Genomic DNA, 16,042 nt, shown 5'->3' with positions numbered 1-16,042 from the left:
ACCGGACCGCACCGCCCCGCGCCGGTACGGCTCGCGGCGCACCGCGTCCGGGCGCCGCGGGCCGTCCCTACTGGTCGCCGGTCCGGAACTGCGAGCGGGCCTTGTCCAGCAGGTCGCCCGCGGTCGCGTCCGCCGACTTCCCGGCCGGTACGTCGACGCCGAGGGTGACCCGTTCCTGGCGCGAGTTGACCACGACGAGGGTCTTGGACAGACGCCGGGGAGCACCGTCCTCGTCCTTGTTGTACTCCACGGTGAGGACGGCGGCGTCCCGCCCCTGTTCGGTGGTGGGCAGGACGGTCGCCACGGCGGTGGTCCCACCGGTCGGCGGGGTGGCCGTCTCGTACTCCTGCTCCCAGCGCCGGGCCGTCGCCGGCGCGGTCTCGGTGGTCTTCTCCTTCTTGTCGACGAGCAGCGTCAGCTCGCCCCTGGGCGAGGTGTAGCGGGTGCCGAGGTAGGCGCCGTCCGAACTGTCGACGTCGTCCACCGTGGTGATCGTCCAGTCGGCCGGGGCGGCGACGGTGACCCGCATCCGGTACTCCTCGTAGCGCTTCCACCCGTCCGGCACGTCGTCGCCCCCGAACGGGAGCACCAGGGCGACCAGCAGGGCCACCACCAGGGCCGCGACGGCGGCCAGCGGCAGCGGACGCAGGAGGCGGCGTGCGAGAGTGCCGGACGGCTGCGGCGCCGCCGGACCACCCTGCCCCTCGTGACCTCCCGGGGCCGGGGCGGGGGCGGCCGGCCGGGGGAGCGGGTCGGCGGCGGCACGCAGCATGGGCAGTGCCGCCTGGGCGGTGAGCCTGGTCTCCGGCTCCTTGCGCAGCAGACCGGTGACGACCCCGGTCAGCTCCGCCGAGTGCTGCGGCGGCGGCAGTTCGGCGAGGAGGATGGCCTGGAGGGTCGACGGCGTGGTCTGCCGCCGGAACGGCGACACGCCCTCGACGGCCTGGTAGAGCATCACCCCGAGCGACCACAGGTCCGACTCCGGACCGGGACGGCGCCCCAGCACCCGCTCGGGGGCGATGTACTCGGGGGAGCCGACGAAGCCCCCGGTCTCGGTGAGCCGCTGCTCGCCCTCCATCTGCGCGATGCCGAAGTCCGTGAGGACGACACGGTCGTGACGGCCGACCATCACGTTGCCGGGCTTCACGTCCCGGTGCAGCACCCCCGCCTCGTGCGCGGCGGTCAGGGCGCCGAGCACCGCGACGCCGATCCGGGCGGCCTCCTGCGGGGACACGGTGCCCTCGTCCAGCACCTCGGCGAGGGAACTGCCGCGCAGCAGCTCCATCACGATCCACGGGCTGTCGCCCTCGGTCACCACGTCGTGGATGGCGACCACCGAGGGGTGGTCGATCCGCGCGGCGGCGCGCGCCTCCCGCTGCATGCGCAGGTACGCGGTCCGGCGCTCCGCGTCGGTGAAGTGCTCCGGGACCCGGGGCTCCTTGACCGCCACATCGCGGTCCACCACCTCGTCGCGGGCGCGCCACACGGTGCCCATGCCGCCCGAACCCAGGCGCTCCAGCAGCCGGTAGCGGCCGCCGATCAGCCGCCCCGCGCCGCTCCCCGGACCGGCCTGCGGCCCGGCGGCATCCGCCGTCCCGGCCCCGTGCGGGCGTTGTGCGGACCCTTCCGGCTCCCGCGCCGCCGGGACCGGCGGTGGCAGTTCATAGCTCGTCGGCTCTTCGTGCCGTCCCCCGTCGTTCTTCATGCGCCCATCATGCACCGGTGCGACAGGTGCCCGTCGCCGGGTCCGCCCACCGGTGCGCGGCCGGCGGTGCCGGCCCGTCCGGCCTGCCGCGTTGTCCCCTTCACCCCCCGTCCCGGAGGTCCACGATGCGCTTGATCTTCCCCACGGAACGCTCCAGCGTCTCCGGGTCCACCACCTCCACGCCCACGGACACCCCGATGCCGTCCTTGACGGCCGCCGCGACCACCCGCGCCGCCTCCGCGCGCTCCTCGCGGGTGGCGTCCGCACGGGCCTCGGCGCGCACGGTGAGGACGTCCAGGCGCCCGTTCCGGGTGAGCCGGAGCTGGAAGTGCGGCGCGAGCCCCGGCGTACGGAGCACGATCTCCTCGATCTGGGTGGGGAAGAGGTTGACGCCCCGCAGGATCACCATGTCGTCGCTGCGCCCGGTGACCTTCTCCATCCGCCGGAACGCCGGGCGCGCCGTCCCTGGCAGCAGCCGGGTCAGGTCGCGCGTCCGGTACCGGACGACGGGCATGGCCTCCTTGGTGAGCGAGGTGAACACCAGTTCGCCCTGCTCGCCGTCGGGCAGCACCTCTCCCGTGAGGGGGTCGACGACCTCCGGGTAGAAGTGGTCCGCCCAGATGTGGAGCCCGTCCTTCGTCTCCACGCACTCCTGGGCGACGCCCGGGCCCATCACCTCCGAGAGGCCGTATATGTCCACGGCGTCGATGGCGAACCGTTCCTCGATCTCCCGCCGCATCTCCTCCGTCCACGGCTCGGCGCCGAAGATGCCGACCTTCAGGGAGGTGGACCGCGGATCGACGCCCTGCCGTTCGAACTCGTCCAGCAGCGTCAGCATGTACGACGGCGTCACCATGATGATCTCGGGCCGGAAGTCCTGGATCAGCCGCACCTGACGTGCCGTCATCCCGCCCGAGGCCGGCACGACCGTGCAGCCGAGCCGCTCGGCGCCGTAGTGCGCGCCCAGACCGCCCGTGAACAGCCCGTACCCGTATGCCACGTGCACCGTGTGCCCGGCCCGGCCGCCGGCCGCGCGTATCGACCGGGCCACCACGTCCGCCCAGGTGTCCAGGTCGCGGTCGGTGTAGCCGACCACGGTGGGCAGACCGGTCGTGCCGCTCGACGCGTGCACCCGCCGTACCCGCGACCGGTCGACGGCGAACATCCCGAAGGGGTAGTTGTCCCGCAGATCCGCCTTGGTGGTGAACGGGAAGCGGGCCAGGTCGCCGAGCGTGCGGCAGTCCTCCGGCCGCAGCCCGGCTTTGTCGAAGGCCTGTCGGTGGAACCCCACGTTCTCGTACGCGTGGTGGAGCGTCGCCCGCAAGCGCTCCACCTGAAGGGCCGCCAGCTCGGTACGGCTCATCCGCTCCCCGGCATCGAGGGTCTCCGCCATCCGCCGCACTCCCGTTCCTTCCGTGGATCCGGCCGCCGACCCGGTCGACCGATCATTCGGTCGACCGCTGTGGACACGTAATCCCACCCGCCGCCGCGACCGCAAGGGGTGGGCAGTGAGGTGGCCACCCCTGAGGCCCTGCGGTCGCGGTCCCGCGGACGGTCAGGGGGCGATGGTGAACACCAGCTCCGGCCGGTCCCACATCACGGCCGGCGGGTTGGCCCGCACCGTGCCGACGCGCCGGGCGCCCATGCCGAGGTAGAAGCCCTCGGCGGGCGGGTGGGAGACGACCCGCACGGCGCTCGCGCCGGCCGCCCGGGCCCGCTCCGTCATGTGCCCGACGAGCAGGCGGCCGACGCCCCGTCCCTGGGCGGCATCGGCGACGAACATCAGGTCCAGCTCCGGCGGGGACAGGACGAGCGCGTAGAACCCCAGGACCCTCCCGTCCTCGCCGGCGGCGACGTGGACCTCGTGGGCGTCGATGTAGTCGGGCCCCACCCGGTACCCGGCCACCATCGGCGCGAACGGCCCCTCGTACGCGCGCGACGTGCGCACCAGGGAGGTGAGCCGTTTCGCGTCCCGGGCCGTCGCCCGCCTGATCCGCACCGGTGGCCCGCCGGATCGGTCGGCGCGGCCGCGTCGGGTCATGGGCGAGGTCATGCGACGAGTATTACTCGGCACCGGTGCTTCCGGGTAGCGGCACCGGGTCGCCACCCTCTCCCGCACGCCACCCGCATGTCCGGCCCCGTGCCGCGCCCTGTCCGCGGCCCGGCCTGATGACTAGTCTGAGCGCGGACGACGAACCGGGAGGAGCAGGCACGTGGCGGAGACCATCACCACCCACCATCAGCTCGCAGGCTGGGAGAAGCCGGATCTCGACCTCAGCAACGCCGACTGGCGGTCGGGCAGCCAGGGAGCGGGCGACGTCCAGATCGCCTTCGTCGAGGGCTTCATCGCGATGCGCAACGGCGGTCGCCCGGAGAGCCCGTCGCTGATCTTCACCCCCGCCGAGTGGCGCGCCTTCGTGCTCAACGCGAGGGAAGGGGAGTTCGACCTCACCTGACGGTGACGCCCCGCTCCGCGCGCCGCCGGGTCCGGGCGTCCACGACGGCGCAGGCGGCTCCGGGCGCTATCAGCAGGAGCGTGACCCACAGCGGCAGGGCGAACAGCGGCCCGTCGCCGGCCAGCCGGTCGGCCACCAGCGCGACCGGCAGGCCGACGACGGCGCCCACCAGCCAGTTCTTCCGCAGCCCCAGCCTCCCGCTGCGCAGCTCCACGGTCACCGTGACCGCGGCGATGGCGGCGATCAGTGCGAGCCGGCCCGCGGTGACGGGCAGCGCGGTGGTGCGCCACAGCAGGTGGGAGAAGAGCATCAGCAGGCCCACCATGGCGGGCACCAGGGCCGCGAGCCGCGCCGCCCTGCGGCGCAGCGGTTGCCGGGCCCGCGCCCAGGACGCGGCGAACGCCTTGACGTCGTCGCCGACCACCTCCCTCGGGCCCCGTCCCGCCGCCCCGGCGTCCTCCAGGTGTGCCGCCAGCTCGGCGAGCATCTCCCGGACGGTGGCGTCGTCGATGCCGCGGTACTCCCAGTTGGCCCGGCAGATCGCCAGTACCCGCTCATCGGTCGTCGTGGTCGTCGTGGTCGTTGTGCGGTCGTCGGTCATCGTCCGGTTCCCCCGTCTTCTCCTGTGGTGACAGGACGCGGCCGACCTGGGCGGTGAAGTCCCCCCAGACGGCTCGGCCGTGCGCCAGCTCGGCGCGGCCGCCCCCGGTCAGCCGGTAGTACTTGCGCGGCGCCCCGCCCGCGGAGGACGGAGCGCGGTACGACTCGACGAGCCCCGCCCGCTCCATCCGCGCGAGCAGCGGATAGATGCTGCCCTCGCTGACGAGCTCCAGCCCGCCGGCGTCGAGCGCCTCCACGAACTCGTAGCCGTAGCGGGGCCGGTCGGCGATCAGCGACAGCAGGCAGAGATCCAGCACTCCCCGCAGCAGCTGACTGCGCCGCTGGTCACCGGCAGCCGTCGGCTCCTTTGTCATGCGGCACATGATAGTCCCGCATTGTCATGCCCCGCAAGACACTTGCGGCGTACGGTAATGATCCCTCGGGGCGCTACCGTGAGCCGTATGGCCGCACACCCGCTCGCCCTCGACCTCGCCCTCACCGTCCGCCACGACGGCCACGGCGGTGTCGCCGACGACCTGCGGGATCCCGAGGGCCTCACGGAATGGGTCCGTGAGCGCGCCGCCGCCCTCCCGGCCGTACCGGACGCGGCCCGGTTCACCGCCGATGCCGGCACCGCCGAGGCGGTCCGCGTGCTGCGCGCAGCCGTCCGGGCGCTGTTCGCCCGGGCGGTCCCGGGCAGCCCCCGCCCCGACGGCTCCGAGCCGCCGCCGGGGGAGACGGCACTTGGCCGTCTCAACGAAGCGGCCGCCGCCGCTCCCGCCGTACCGCACCTCACCTGGTCCGAAGGAGCGGCGGCACCGGCGGCCGGGTGGCGCCCCGCCGGTCCCGCCTCCCCCCGGGACGCGCTGTGCGCCGCCCTCGCCCGCGACGCCATCGCGTTCCTCGCCGGACCGGACCTCGCCCGGCTGCGCGCCTGCCACGCCCCGCGCTGCGTGCGGTACTTCCTCAAGGAGCACCCGCGCCAGGAGTGGTGCAAGCCCTCCTGCGGCAATCGCGCCCGTGTCGCCCGCCACCACGACCGCCACCGTGCCTGACGACACGCCTAGGCTGGAGTCATGAGCGCAGAGCGTGATCTCACCCGGCTGGTCGCCGGCATGCGGCCCGAGCTCAACCGGGGACGCTTCGTCTTCGTGAGCGTCGAGGGCACCGCCGTCCCGCCCGGGCTGCACCCGGTCGTCACCGTCGCCGAGTCCGAGGGCCTGACCCTCGTCATCCCGCAGGAGGAGGCGGACACGGCCTCACTCCCGTACGACTACGTGGCGGGATGGATCACCCTGCGCGTCCACTCCGCGCTCGACGCCGTCGGCCTGACCGCCGCCGTCGCCCGGCAACTCGCCGACGCGGGACTGAGCTGCAACGTCGTCGCCGGCTTCCACCACGACCACCTGTTCGTCGAGCACGCGCGGGCGGGCGAGGCGCTCACGGCCCTCCGCCGCCTGGCCGAGGACTCCGCCTGACCGGCCGCCCCGCTCCGCCGCCTCACCGCCGGTGCCCGCTCGCCCGTTTCCCCCGTTCACCGGGCATCGCCCGAAGCGGTGAATCCCGGACACCCCGCGGCCCGCGCGACGGGCCGCGCCGAAGTCGCGCCGGCGGTCGGGGCGGGGTCCGGGGCGCGCGGGCCCGGGCGCCGGCGGCGGGCGCCGGACACGTACCATGGCGGCATGTCCTTCCTCCGCCGCCGCAGCGCCGCCACACCCGCGGGCCCGGACTTCGACGTCCTGGCCATGGACCCGGGCGACTGGCCCGGCAATCTCGGCGCCGGTCTGCTCCCCGCCCCCGACGGCACGTGCCAGGGCGTCTTCCTGCGGTACGACCTGTTCGGCGGCCGCGGTCCCGCGATGATCATCGGCAACCTCCCCGAGGGCTCCCCGGCCCGGGAGCTCGCGGAGGGCCAGATCCCCTTCGAGGTCGCCCAGCTGCTCGCGGCGCTGGAGAACGACGAGCCGGTCGAGGTCGTCGAGACCGAGGACGTACCGGTCATGCAGGGGGACAACCTGCTCATCGTGCGCCGGCTGAAGCTTTCGGAGAGCCGGATCTCCTGCGTGCAGTTCGACCGCAGCGACAACGTGCTGGTGACCATCGCCAGCTGGGACCGCCCCATCACCGACGACCTGTACGCGCTGCTCAAGCCGCTGCCCGCGGAGCTGTTCCAGCAGGGCTGACACCGCCCGGCGCGCCCCCGCCCGCCCCGCCCGCCGGCGCAGCCCCGGCCCCCGGCCCCCGGCGCCCTCCCCGCCCGCACGGCCCGCCCGCGCGGGCGGAAATGTGTTCCCGCACGCGCGCCCGCGCGGATTAGAGTCGGGTCCATGGCAACGCACGAGGGGAACCCGACCGCCCGGGTGGACAGCTGGATCTGGGCCGTACGGCTCACCAAGACGCGCTCGCAGGCCGCCACCGCCTGCCGGGCCGGGCACGTCCGCGTCAACGGCGACCGTGCCAAGCCCGCCCAGCCCGTGAAGCCCGGCGACGAGGTCCGGCTGTTCCACGCCGGCCGCGAGCGCATCGTCACGGTGCGGCAGGTGCTCACCAAGCGGGTCGGCGCGCCCGTCGCCGCCGAGGCCTACACCGACGACAGCCCGCCCCCGCCGCCCCGCGAGCACGTCGCCCTGGCGGGCGTCCGCGACCGCGGGGCCGGCCGCCCCACCAAGCGGGAACGCCGCGAACTGGACCAGCTCCGCGGCATCCGCCCGTCCTGACCCCGTACCGCCCGGCGGCGGCTACGGGGTGAACAGTTCCGCCGGCCGGGCCGCCGAGGTGCCCAGCCCGGTGGGCCCGGCGGGCAGGCCCACGGCCGGGCGTCCGGCCCCGGCGGCCTCGCCGGCCCCGTGCGCCGCCGACCGGCCCGGCGGGACGACCGCGCCGGCCCGCAGCCGGGCCGTGCCGGCGCCGGAGCGGACGTCCTCGTCCCGGTAGCGGCGCACGCCCCGGTGCCAGTTGAGGATCCCGGCCAGCCAGTCCTCCAGCTCCCGGACGTACGCGGCGAGGGCCGCCCTGCCGTCCTGGTCCAGCGCGAACTGCTCGCTGAGGACGGGCAGTTCCTGCTCCTTCACGTGCTCGAACTGGCGCAGTCGGCCGCGCATGAGGTCGTCGACGATCCGCACGCCGGTCGGGTAGTCGCAGCCGAAGAAGGACTGCACCACCAGCACGCCGTTGTGCACCTCACCCTCGACCTCGATCTCCTTCTGGTACGAGAAGAGGTCGTTGATCATCGTGGCGTAGTCCGCCACGGCGTTCTCCATGCTGCGCACGGTCCCGCTCCGCAGCAGCTCCTGCGGCAGGTGGTGCTGGTGGCGCAGGCGCGCCAGGCTCATCGTCAGGTCGGAGCCGAAGGTCAGCCGCCGCATCTCCACGTAGTCCACGGGGTCGGGCACCCGGTGCTGCGCCTGGTTGTGCAGCTCCCACAGCCAGCTCTCCAGCATGTCGTCCAGCGCCTTGCGCAGCGACGCCCGCGCCCCGGGGCCCATCGGCCCCGCCGTGCGCGCCCACAGGTCTGCCAGCGACCGCTCCATGGGGCTGACCGCCCCCGCGGCCCCGGCCTCCGGGTCGTCGACGGGCATGCACGTCAGGAGCCGCTCGTGGCAGAGCTTCGCCCCGGCGAGGTCACGCGGCCGCCCGAAGACCAGCGGGTAGTAGTCGTCGCCGTACGTGCCCCAGGTGAGCCACTCGGCGCTGAGCTCCAGTTCCTCGGCGGTGGCGTCCGGGTCGAGCCCGGCACTGCACAGGGCGAAGTCGAAGCCGGCCAGCATCCGCTCGTCCCAGATGTCGTCGAGCAGGCCCATCCGGCCGGCCCACGCCAGGGACTTGGCGCGCGCGTCGTCGAGGTGGGGGCTGAGCGTCAGCGGGTACGGCAGGTCGAAGTCCGGCAGCAGCGAGGGGCCGACGTGCCGGTGCGGCACGTGGGTGAGGCTGCGGGCCCGCGCGGCGGCCGGGCGGCCGAAGAGGGTGGTGATGTCGAGCGCCGAGGTGCCCAGCACACCGCTGAAGAGCGACGGCCCGGTCCTGGCGTCCTCGTTCATGTAGCGGCTGGAGCGCATGTGCCACTCGTGACCGCCGGACTGCCAGTCCTGCAGCCCCTTGGTGTACGCGGCGATCGCGGCGCACTCCACGGCGTCGAGGCCCTTGTCCAGGCAGAGTTGGGGGACCTCGGTCAGGGCGGTGTTCTCGAACTGCTGGAGCCGTGAGGTCAGCAGGTCGTTGACGGCCTCGGCGGCCTCCTGGGTGGTGCACTCCAGGAACTTCTCCAGCACCAGGACGCCGTTGCTGTTCTCGCCCTCGTCCTCGACCTCGCGCTGGTACGAGAAGAGGTCGTTGCGCAGGTGCACCGCGTCCGAGAAGGCGTCCCGCAGCACCCGCAGCGGCCGGGAGGCCGCCACCGACTCGGGCACCTCGGCCCCCGCGGCGTACTCCACCAGACCGGCCGACCACGGGGCGCCACCCACCTTGCGGCGCATCTCGATGTACTCGACCGGGTTGGCGATCCGCCCCTCGTTGATGTTCGCCAGTTCCCACAGCGACTCGTTGAGCAGGTGCTCGGTCGCCTCGGCGAACCGGGACCGCCACGCCGCCGACATGCTCGGCACGGTCCGCGTCCACAGGTCGGCGAGTCCGGCCTCCACCGGGTTGGTCGGCTCCGGCATCTCCTGGGACAGGTCGAGCGGCATGAAGGCCGGCAGCCGGTCCAGGTAGGCCTTGCCGCCCGCGAGGTCCTGGGTGCGCTTGAAGACCTCGAGGAAGTGGTCGTCGAAGAAGAAGACCCAGACGTACCAGTCGGTGACCAGGGACAGTGCGTCCGAGTCGCAGTCCGGGTGGGTGTAGGCGCAGAGCAGGGCGTAGTCGTGCGCGTCGAGGTCCTGCTGGTCCCAGACCCCCGATCCCTCCAGCATCCCCATCCGGCGCGCCCACGTCCTGGTGTGGGAACGGGCCGCCTCCACATGGGGATTGAGGCGTGCCGGATACGGCATGTAGAAATCCGGCAGGACGAAGGGCTGTGCCATGCGTGCGGCGCCTTTCGGGGAAGGTGGACATACCGCGGCCCCCCTACCCCTCGGCACCTCGGCCCACGCCGCCCCCCGTATTAGTCATATGAACGCCATTGATGGCTTCCCCGGAGCCCCTCACCCAGGCGAAACGGTCACGTCCGCCTCCTTCACGAACGCCACCCGGTGTCCGAACTGGATCTCGTAGTACGCCTCCCGGCCCCGCACCACCCGGTGCCCCGACGTGTCGAAGGACGGGGCGTAGTAGTACTCGCCCGGGACCCGGCCGCCCACCACGTACCGCTGACCCGCCGAAAGCCTGTACGGCAACGGCGTCACCGCCTGGACCGGCACGCCCGCCGGGTAGGCGGACGCCTCCGGGTAGGCCCGCCCGTACACCGGGATCTCCGCCAGCCCCTCCCTCGGCGTGAGCACCCGGCCGCGCGAGCCCACCGCCGCCGGACGCGTCCGCGGATTGGCGAACCACGCCTTCTGCCCCAGGTACCAGATCGCCGTCCACCCCCCGCGCCGCTCCGCCACCGCGTACTTCTGCCCCGTCGACGCCCGCGCCCCGGTGTCGTTGACGCCGGTGGTCGAGTCCTCCCCGCCCGGACGCAGCCCCACGTCCCTCACCAGGGGCGCGTTCTCGTCCGGCCGCGTGTGCAGCCGCACGGCGCCGCTGCCGTGCGGCGGACAGGCCTCGGCGGGCTTCGCGCAGCCGGTGTAGAGCGGCTGGTGGGCGGCGTACCGGGGGCGGATCGTCACGATGTCCGCGCGCGGCCCGGCGGTCGGCGTGAACGGCCGCCCCAGCAGCGCGAAGTAGTGCGCCCAGTCCCAGTACGGGCCGGGGTCGGTGTGCATGCCGCGTACCGTGCCGGCGGTCGGGCCGGGCACGTTGTCGTGGCCCAGCACGTGCTGCCGGTCCAGCGGGACCCCGTACCGCTTCGCCAGGTACCGCACCAGCCGAGCCGACGTGCGGTACATGGCCTCCGTGTACCAGGCGTCCGGCGCCACCAGGAAGCCCTCGTGCTCCAGACCCACGGACCTCGCGTTGACGTACCAGTTGCCCGCGTGCCAGCCGACGTCCTTCAGCGGCACGTGCTGGGCGATGTGCCCGTCGGACGAGCGCAGCGAGTAGTGCCACGACACGTACCGCGGGTCCTGCACCAGCTTCAGCGTGACGTCCCAGGTCGCCTCGGTGTCATGGATGACGATGTAGTCGATCCCCTGGGACGCGGGCCGCTCCGCCTTGTCGTGGTTGCCGTAGTCGCCCTCGCCGAACTCCTCGTACGGCGCGGGGATCCACTCGCACGCCACCGTCCGCGGGCACTCGGTCCCCTCCGACGCCGGCGCCCGCAGCCCCAGCCCGGCGACCTGCCCCATGTCGGGCACCACGTCCGGGTCCGCGGGCAGAACCACCACCTGCCCGCTGTCCGTCACCCGTCGCTCACCCGCACGGATGACGTCGTAGACGTCGTTCGCGTAGGTCGTGGCGGTCGCCGTGTCGTCGGCGCCCGAGTACCGCGCCACCGCGCCGTACCAGTCGCCCGGGTCGGCGCTCGCCGGGTGGCCCAGCTCCCGCTGCGCGGCCGCCAGCAGGGCCGCCCCGCCCCGGATGTTCGCGGCCGTACCGGTGCGCAGCCGCTCGGGGGCGAGCCCGGTCAGCCGGGCGGCCCGCTCCAGGGTCCGCAGCCGCTCGGGGAGGACGGACGGCGCGGGCACCGCCCCGGCGTCCGCGCCGTGCCTCACCGGACGCGAGGCGTCACCGCGCGGGTCCTCCGCACCGTGCGAGTGGTGCGGCGCCGAGGCCAGCGCCGCCCGCGCGTCGGTGAGGTGCATGGGTCCGTACCCCCCGGTCACGCTGGGCGCGCCGCCGTGACCGTCCCAGCGGGACTGCAGGTACGACACCGCGAGCAGCACGCTCCGCGGCACCCCGTACTCGGCCGCGGCAGCCGCGAAGTCGTCCTGGAGAGCCCCCTGCGCGGGCGGCCTCCCGGCGGTGGCGGGCGGCGCCGCGGAGACCAGCGGCAGCAGCAGCGCGACGGACGCCACCACCGCTCCCGCTGCCCGTACGCGCCCTGCGCGGCGTGCGTGTCGACGAGCCGGAGCGGGCAAGGCGGCCTCCAGAAGCCGGACGGAAGACGGCGACCCGTACAGGGGTAGCGGCTGCCGGACCGCCCGTCAATCACACCCGCAGGCGCGGAAGTTCGCGCCCCGGCCGGGGGAGGGCGCGGGGGCGAGCACCGTTTCGCACCGGCGGCGCGCCGGCCTGCGGCACGTCACCGGACTGCACCGATGACACCTTCCGCCGAACGGACCGCGGTCAGTCCACCCGGACGGCGAGCAGACACGCGTCGTCGTCGTGGGCGCCGCGCTCGTACTCCTCCGTCAGCCGGTCGACGATCCGCCGCGGCGGCAGTCCGCCGCTCGCCGCGAGGAGCCCCGTCAGGGCCGTGATGCCCTCGGTGATGTCCTGCCCGCGCCGCTCGACCACCCCGTCGGTGTACATCAGCAGCACGTCGCCCCGTTCCAGCGGGAACTCCGACGTCTCGTACCGGTGCCCGGGCAGCACCCCCAGCAGCGGCCCGCGGTGCTCCGTCGGCATCGCGTACGCACGCCCCTCGCGCAGCAGCAACGGCGCCGGGTGCCCGGCACACGTCCACCGGAACACCCGGTCCGGGCCGATATGGCCGACCACCACGGTGGCCGTCGCCGACGAGGGGTCGGAACACACCAGCTCGTTCAGCCACGTCGTGACGTCCCCGGCGCACGCCCCCGTCTGGGCGAGCCCCGCCATGGCGTGACGCTGCTGCGCCATCCGGGCGACCGCCTCCAGGCCGTGCCCGCTCGCGTCCCCGATGGCGATCAGCGCCCGGCCGTCCGTGAGCGGCCGGCACTTGTACCAGTCGCCGCCCACCGCGGCGTCCGGCTCCGCGGGCAGGTACGCGGCGGCCACCTCCAGCCCCAGCTCGGCCAGCCCCTCGGAGTAGGTCGGCAGCAGCGCCTCCCGCAGGGCCGAGGCGACGTGCCGCTCGGCCGCGGCCTGCTGCCGCAACTGCTCGGTCTCCACCTGCTTCTCCACCAGCCTGCGGCGGCTGCGCATCTGGGGAGTGAGGTCCCGGGCCACGATCTGCAGGGCCCACGGCCGGCCGTCGGTGCCCGCCACCGGCCGGCCCAGCAGATCGACCGTCCGGACCTCGCCCAGCACCCGGAACCTGATCCGGGTCCAGGCCGGTTCCTCACCGGCCAGCACCGAGGCGACGAACTCGCCGAACGGCCCCACGTCCGCCGGCACCAGCGCGTCGCACAGCTCGAGGAGCGACCACGGCAGCGCCGGATCGGTACGGAAGATCCGCTGCAGCCCCTCCGACCACGTCACGGCACCGGACAGCAGGTCCCAGCGCCCCCACCCCATCGACGCCAGGTGCTGCGCGTCGATGGTGAGCAGCTCGGCCTGGCTGCGCACGGGGCGCCAGGTCGTGAGCACCTGGTCGCCGCACGACGACGCGTGGTGCACCAGCTGGACGCGCCGCAGCCTGCCGTACCGTTCCTCGGTGTAGTCCACCACCAGGCCGTTCAGGGCCCGCCCGCCGTCCAGGACCTCCTTCAGCGCGGCCAGCAGCCCGCCGGCCGCCGCCCCGGGCCGGGCCTCCGCGAAGAACCGCTGCCCGACCTGCTGGTCCGGTGAGACCAGCCATTCGGCGGAGCGGATGTGGTTGCCGGCGCGGATGACGAAGTCGGTGACCCCGCCGAAGTCGTCACGCACCGGGGCCAGCAGCGCAGCCGACACCGGAATGGCCGGCAGCGTCGCGCACAGGCACGTCCACGGGTCGTGCCGCTCGTCCGCGTCCACGCACGTGTGCGGGGAGCCGTGTCCCTGGCCGCAGGAGCACTGCGCCGTCAGGGTGCCCCCGGCCTCCGGCGACGGCCCGCCGATCCCGCCGGTGGACCGGCCGGGCGACGGCTCCGCCACCCCCGCCGTCTCGGCCCGCCGGCGCACCTCCGCCCGCAGCGTCGTGATCTCGCGCTCGATGTAGGCCTTCAGGGACGCCACGTCGGCGGTGTGCGACCGCATCACGAAGGCGCCACGGTACCGGTGCCGGCGGCCGCTCCCACGGCCGGAGCGTGCGTCTCGCCGGGACGGTACATCGTGGCGCCCTCTTTCCTCGTGCTTCCGGTGTCCGTCGGGGGCTCACACCCCCGGGGACACGTTCGGTACGGGGTCAGGCGTGCACCCCGTGACCCCGGTGCCCTCGCCCGGTGATGAGCCGGTAGAGAGCCAGAATGATCACCGAACCGATGATCGCGGCTATCCACGTCGACAGGTCGAAGAAGCCGTCGATCGACTCGACACCGAAGATGACCTTGCCCAGCCAGCCGCCCAGCAGACCGCCCACGATGCCGATCAGCATGGTCACCAGAATGCCGCCCGGGTCACGTCCCGGCATCAGCGCCTTGGCGATCGCACCGGCCAGCAGCCCGATGATGATCCACGCGATGATTCCCATTCTCGACCTCCCGTAGCTTTCCGCACGTTCCGCCACGCGGCGGGACATCACACCGCTTTGCCCCGCCCGGCAGCGGTAAACGCCCGCGGTGGCAACCGTTCCGTTTCCGGGCCCTCCGGCCCGGACGAAACGGGCCGGAAGTCCCGGTACGGACGGACGGGCCGGCGCGCCCGTCCGTGGCCAGGGCGGCACCACCCGCGAGAGCCCGGGAGAAGGCCCCCGTGAAGCGCCGCAGGACGTGGACGTCCCGCGCCGGGCGCACCCGGGCAGGAGAGGTGGACCTGGGGGAGCGGCACCGGATCGGCCGGCCGTGCGCGGGCCCGTGGGCACCTCCCGGAGCTGCCCACGGGCCCGTACCGCGTCCTCAACGCCTCGCCGGAGTGGCCCGTGTCGCGACCTGCGGCCCGCCCCTGGCGATCCGCCACCACCGGCCCCCGCACACAGACGGCCGCCGAGCGGCCGGCGCGCGGCGCCGGTCAGCCGGTGCTCCCCGATTCCCTCCTCAGCACCATCCACCGTTCGGCGACTCCCCTGACGGCCGGGTACCTCTCCAGCAGTTCCGCGTCCGCCAGGGACAGCTCGTCCGCCACCTTCGCCGGGGCGCGAGTGGATCCGTCGGAAAGGGGCAGGGACCGGGCGTGGTGATCGTTCGGCATCAGGCCTCCAGTCGCTCGGGCATGCGCCTGGCCTCCCGTGGGGAGCCGGGAGGCGGCGCGGCTCCGCCCGCGCGACGTTGCGGGGCGGAGCCGATACGGCCACCCGTCGGGGGTACGAGCGCCGCGGGCTCAGCATGCACCCGAACCGGCCATCGCCGGTAGGGGTATGGCTGAAATCAGTCGAACCTCGATGGGGTGTCCCGGCGCGGGACCCTTCACACGGTTCCGGCGGGCAGGCGGCGGACGGCTTCGCGCCAGGTGAGACCGGACATCCGGGGGCGTCGCTCCCGGACCCACGCCGCGACGAACCCCGGGTCGCGCACGGAGACCTCGCGCAGGACCCAGCCGATCGCCTTGCGGACGAAGAACTCCCGCTCGTCGAGCATGGCGTCGGCGTAGCGGCTCAGACGCGGCAGGTCGGGCGTGCCGGCGCGGACACCGGGCAGCAGGGCGAGGAGAGCCGTCCGGCGGAGCCAGAAGTCCTCGTCCCGCGCCCAGCGGTCCAGGGCGTCACCGCACGCCGCCGGGTCGCGGCTCACCACCGCCCCGACGGCGTGCACGGCCAGGGGGTCCACCAGCGCCCAGGTGCCCGACGCCCGCAGGTACCGCTCCAGCCCGGCCAGGTCCCCGGCCCGCAGCACGGCGGCCGCCCGCGCGGTCAGGGTCTCGACCGCGGCCTGCCGGTGCTCGTACACCTCATCGCTCCAGAGCAGCGCCGCGAGCCGCAGCGTGTCGTCGCGGGAGGGCGGACCGAGCGCCCGGAGCGCCGACTTCACGGTCCGCCGCACCTCGGGCACCGGCACGCCCAGGTGCGTGAGGTCGCTGCGCAGGTACGCCCGCTCCCGCTCCGCGCGCTCGGCCGTGCCCAGGCGGTCCAGCGCCTCCCGGACACCGTCGGCGGCGGCGGCGAGCCGGGCGTGCGGTTCACTCATGGCGGCCTCCGGTGCTCCTCGGGACGCGGTCGCGGCCGGGGCCGCAGCCGGCCCGCGCGTCGCCGGCCCGCCCCGGGGCGACGCTACCGTCCCCGGGGCCGGAGCGGTCCGGCCGAGGACGTACGACAGCGCGCCGGGTGTCCGGTGTGTCGGCACCAGGCACCCGGCGCGCTTCCCCCCTGACCGCC

General features: G+C 74.4%; 16 protein-coding genes. 5 read left to right on the top strand and 11 right to left on the bottom strand.

The window, feature by feature from the left end; translation table 11 throughout:
- Positions 1-67 precede the first annotated feature (67 nt).
- From A4V12_RS19480 to A4V12_RS19470, 3 genes are all read right to left on the bottom strand, one after another.
- Positions 68-1,705 carry a serine/threonine-protein kinase gene (locus A4V12_RS19480; RefSeq protein WP_064070641.1) on the bottom strand — a complete coding sequence of 546 codons (1,638 nt, stop codon included), beginning with the start codon at positions 1,703-1,705 and terminating at the stop codon, positions 68-70.
- 100 nt (positions 1,706-1,805) lie between these two features.
- The gene (gene paaK / locus A4V12_RS19475) at positions 1,806-3,098 is read right to left on the bottom strand and encodes a phenylacetate--CoA ligase PaaK (RefSeq protein ID WP_064070640.1); all 1,293 of its coding nucleotides are present in this window, start codon (positions 3,096-3,098) and stop codon (positions 1,806-1,808) included.
- A 162-nt stretch (positions 3,099-3,260) separates the two neighbouring features.
- Entirely contained in the window at positions 3,261-3,758 is a 498-nt protein-coding gene (locus tag A4V12_RS19470) for a GNAT family N-acetyltransferase (protein ID WP_064070639.1), read from the bottom strand.
- 160 nt (positions 3,759-3,918) lie between these two features.
- Here A4V12_RS19470 and A4V12_RS19465 point away from each other — a divergent pair, with 160 nt between their 5' ends.
- Positions 3,919-4,161 carry a DUF397 domain-containing protein gene (locus A4V12_RS19465; protein ID WP_064070638.1) on the top strand — a complete coding sequence of 81 codons (243 nt, stop codon included), beginning with the start codon at positions 3,919-3,921 and terminating at the stop codon, positions 4,159-4,161.
- Here A4V12_RS19465 and A4V12_RS19460 read toward each other — a convergent pair.
- Positions 4,154-4,762: a hypothetical protein gene (locus tag A4V12_RS19460; RefSeq protein ID WP_064070637.1), complete on the bottom strand. Its 609-nt coding sequence runs from the start codon at positions 4,760-4,762 to the stop codon at positions 4,154-4,156. The two genes, A4V12_RS19465 and A4V12_RS19460, sit on opposite strands and share 8 nt — an antisense overlap.
- Positions 4,716-5,135: a PadR family transcriptional regulator gene (locus A4V12_RS19455; protein WP_234372244.1), complete on the bottom strand. Its 420-nt coding sequence runs from the start codon at positions 5,133-5,135 to the stop codon at positions 4,716-4,718. Before A4V12_RS19455 ends, A4V12_RS19460 begins: the two co-directional genes overlap by 47 nt.
- An 87-nt stretch (positions 5,136-5,222) precedes the next feature.
- On the opposite strand from A4V12_RS19455, the gene A4V12_RS19450 reads away from it, so the two are divergent.
- The 4 genes from A4V12_RS19450 to A4V12_RS19435 all read left to right on the top strand — a co-directional run bounded on the left by A4V12_RS19450 (position 5,223) and on the right by A4V12_RS19435 (position 7,478).
- Positions 5,223-5,816: a CGNR zinc finger domain-containing protein gene (locus A4V12_RS19450; protein ID WP_064070635.1), complete on the top strand. Its 594-nt coding sequence runs from the start codon at positions 5,223-5,225 to the stop codon at positions 5,814-5,816.
- A gap of 21 nt (positions 5,817-5,837) precedes the next feature.
- A complete protein-coding gene (locus A4V12_RS19445) occupies positions 5,838-6,239 on the top strand; it encodes an ACT domain-containing protein (RefSeq protein WP_064070634.1) in 402 nt (133 codons plus the stop codon).
- Between the two features lie 204 nt (positions 6,240-6,443).
- Positions 6,444-6,944 carry a hypothetical protein gene (locus A4V12_RS19440; RefSeq protein WP_064070633.1) on the top strand — a complete coding sequence of 167 codons (501 nt, stop codon included), beginning with the start codon at positions 6,444-6,446 and terminating at the stop codon, positions 6,942-6,944.
- Positions 6,945-7,088: 144 nt separating this feature from the next.
- Positions 7,089-7,478, top strand: coding sequence for an RNA-binding S4 domain-containing protein (locus A4V12_RS19435; RefSeq protein ID WP_064070632.1), 390 nt, complete (start codon positions 7,089-7,091; stop codon positions 7,476-7,478).
- Between the two features lie 21 nt (positions 7,479-7,499).
- Here A4V12_RS19435 and A4V12_RS19430 read toward each other — a convergent pair whose 3' ends face one another.
- The 6 genes from A4V12_RS19430 to A4V12_RS19405 all read right to left on the bottom strand — a co-directional run bounded on the left by A4V12_RS19430 (position 7,500) and on the right by A4V12_RS19405 (position 15,854).
- Positions 7,500-9,776, bottom strand: coding sequence for a terpene synthase family protein (locus A4V12_RS19430; protein WP_079137154.1), 2,277 nt, complete (start codon positions 9,774-9,776; stop codon positions 7,500-7,502).
- A gap of 120 nt (positions 9,777-9,896) precedes the next feature.
- Positions 9,897-11,813, bottom strand: a complete 1,917-nt coding sequence (locus tag A4V12_RS19425) for an N-acetylmuramoyl-L-alanine amidase (protein ID WP_064070630.1) — start codon at positions 11,811-11,813, stop codon at positions 9,897-9,899.
- A gap of 268 nt (positions 11,814-12,081) precedes the next feature.
- Positions 12,082-13,833: a PP2C family protein-serine/threonine phosphatase gene (locus tag A4V12_RS19420; protein WP_064070629.1), complete on the bottom strand. Its 1,752-nt coding sequence runs from the start codon at positions 13,831-13,833 to the stop codon at positions 12,082-12,084.
- Between the two features lie 148 nt (positions 13,834-13,981).
- Positions 13,982-14,266, bottom strand: coding sequence for a GlsB/YeaQ/YmgE family stress response membrane protein (locus A4V12_RS19415; protein WP_064070628.1), 285 nt, complete (start codon positions 14,264-14,266; stop codon positions 13,982-13,984).
- Between the two features lie 476 nt (positions 14,267-14,742).
- Positions 14,743-14,922, bottom strand: a complete 180-nt coding sequence (locus A4V12_RS19410) for a hypothetical protein (protein ID WP_064070627.1) — start codon at positions 14,920-14,922, stop codon at positions 14,743-14,745.
- Between the two features lie 215 nt (positions 14,923-15,137).
- Positions 15,138-15,854 (bottom strand): DNA alkylation repair protein, encoded by a 717-nt coding sequence (locus A4V12_RS19405; RefSeq protein ID WP_064070626.1) that lies wholly within the window; start codon positions 15,852-15,854, stop codon positions 15,138-15,140.
- Positions 15,855-16,042: the final 188 nt, after the last annotated feature.

Origin of the sequence: Streptomyces noursei, assembly GCF_001646665.1 — a bacterium.
GTDB lineage: Bacteria > Actinomycetota > Actinomycetes > Streptomycetales > Streptomycetaceae > Streptomyces > Streptomyces lavendulocolor.
The sequence above is the reverse complement of the archived record's forward strand: the minus strand, read 5'-3'. Positions and strand labels throughout refer to the sequence as shown.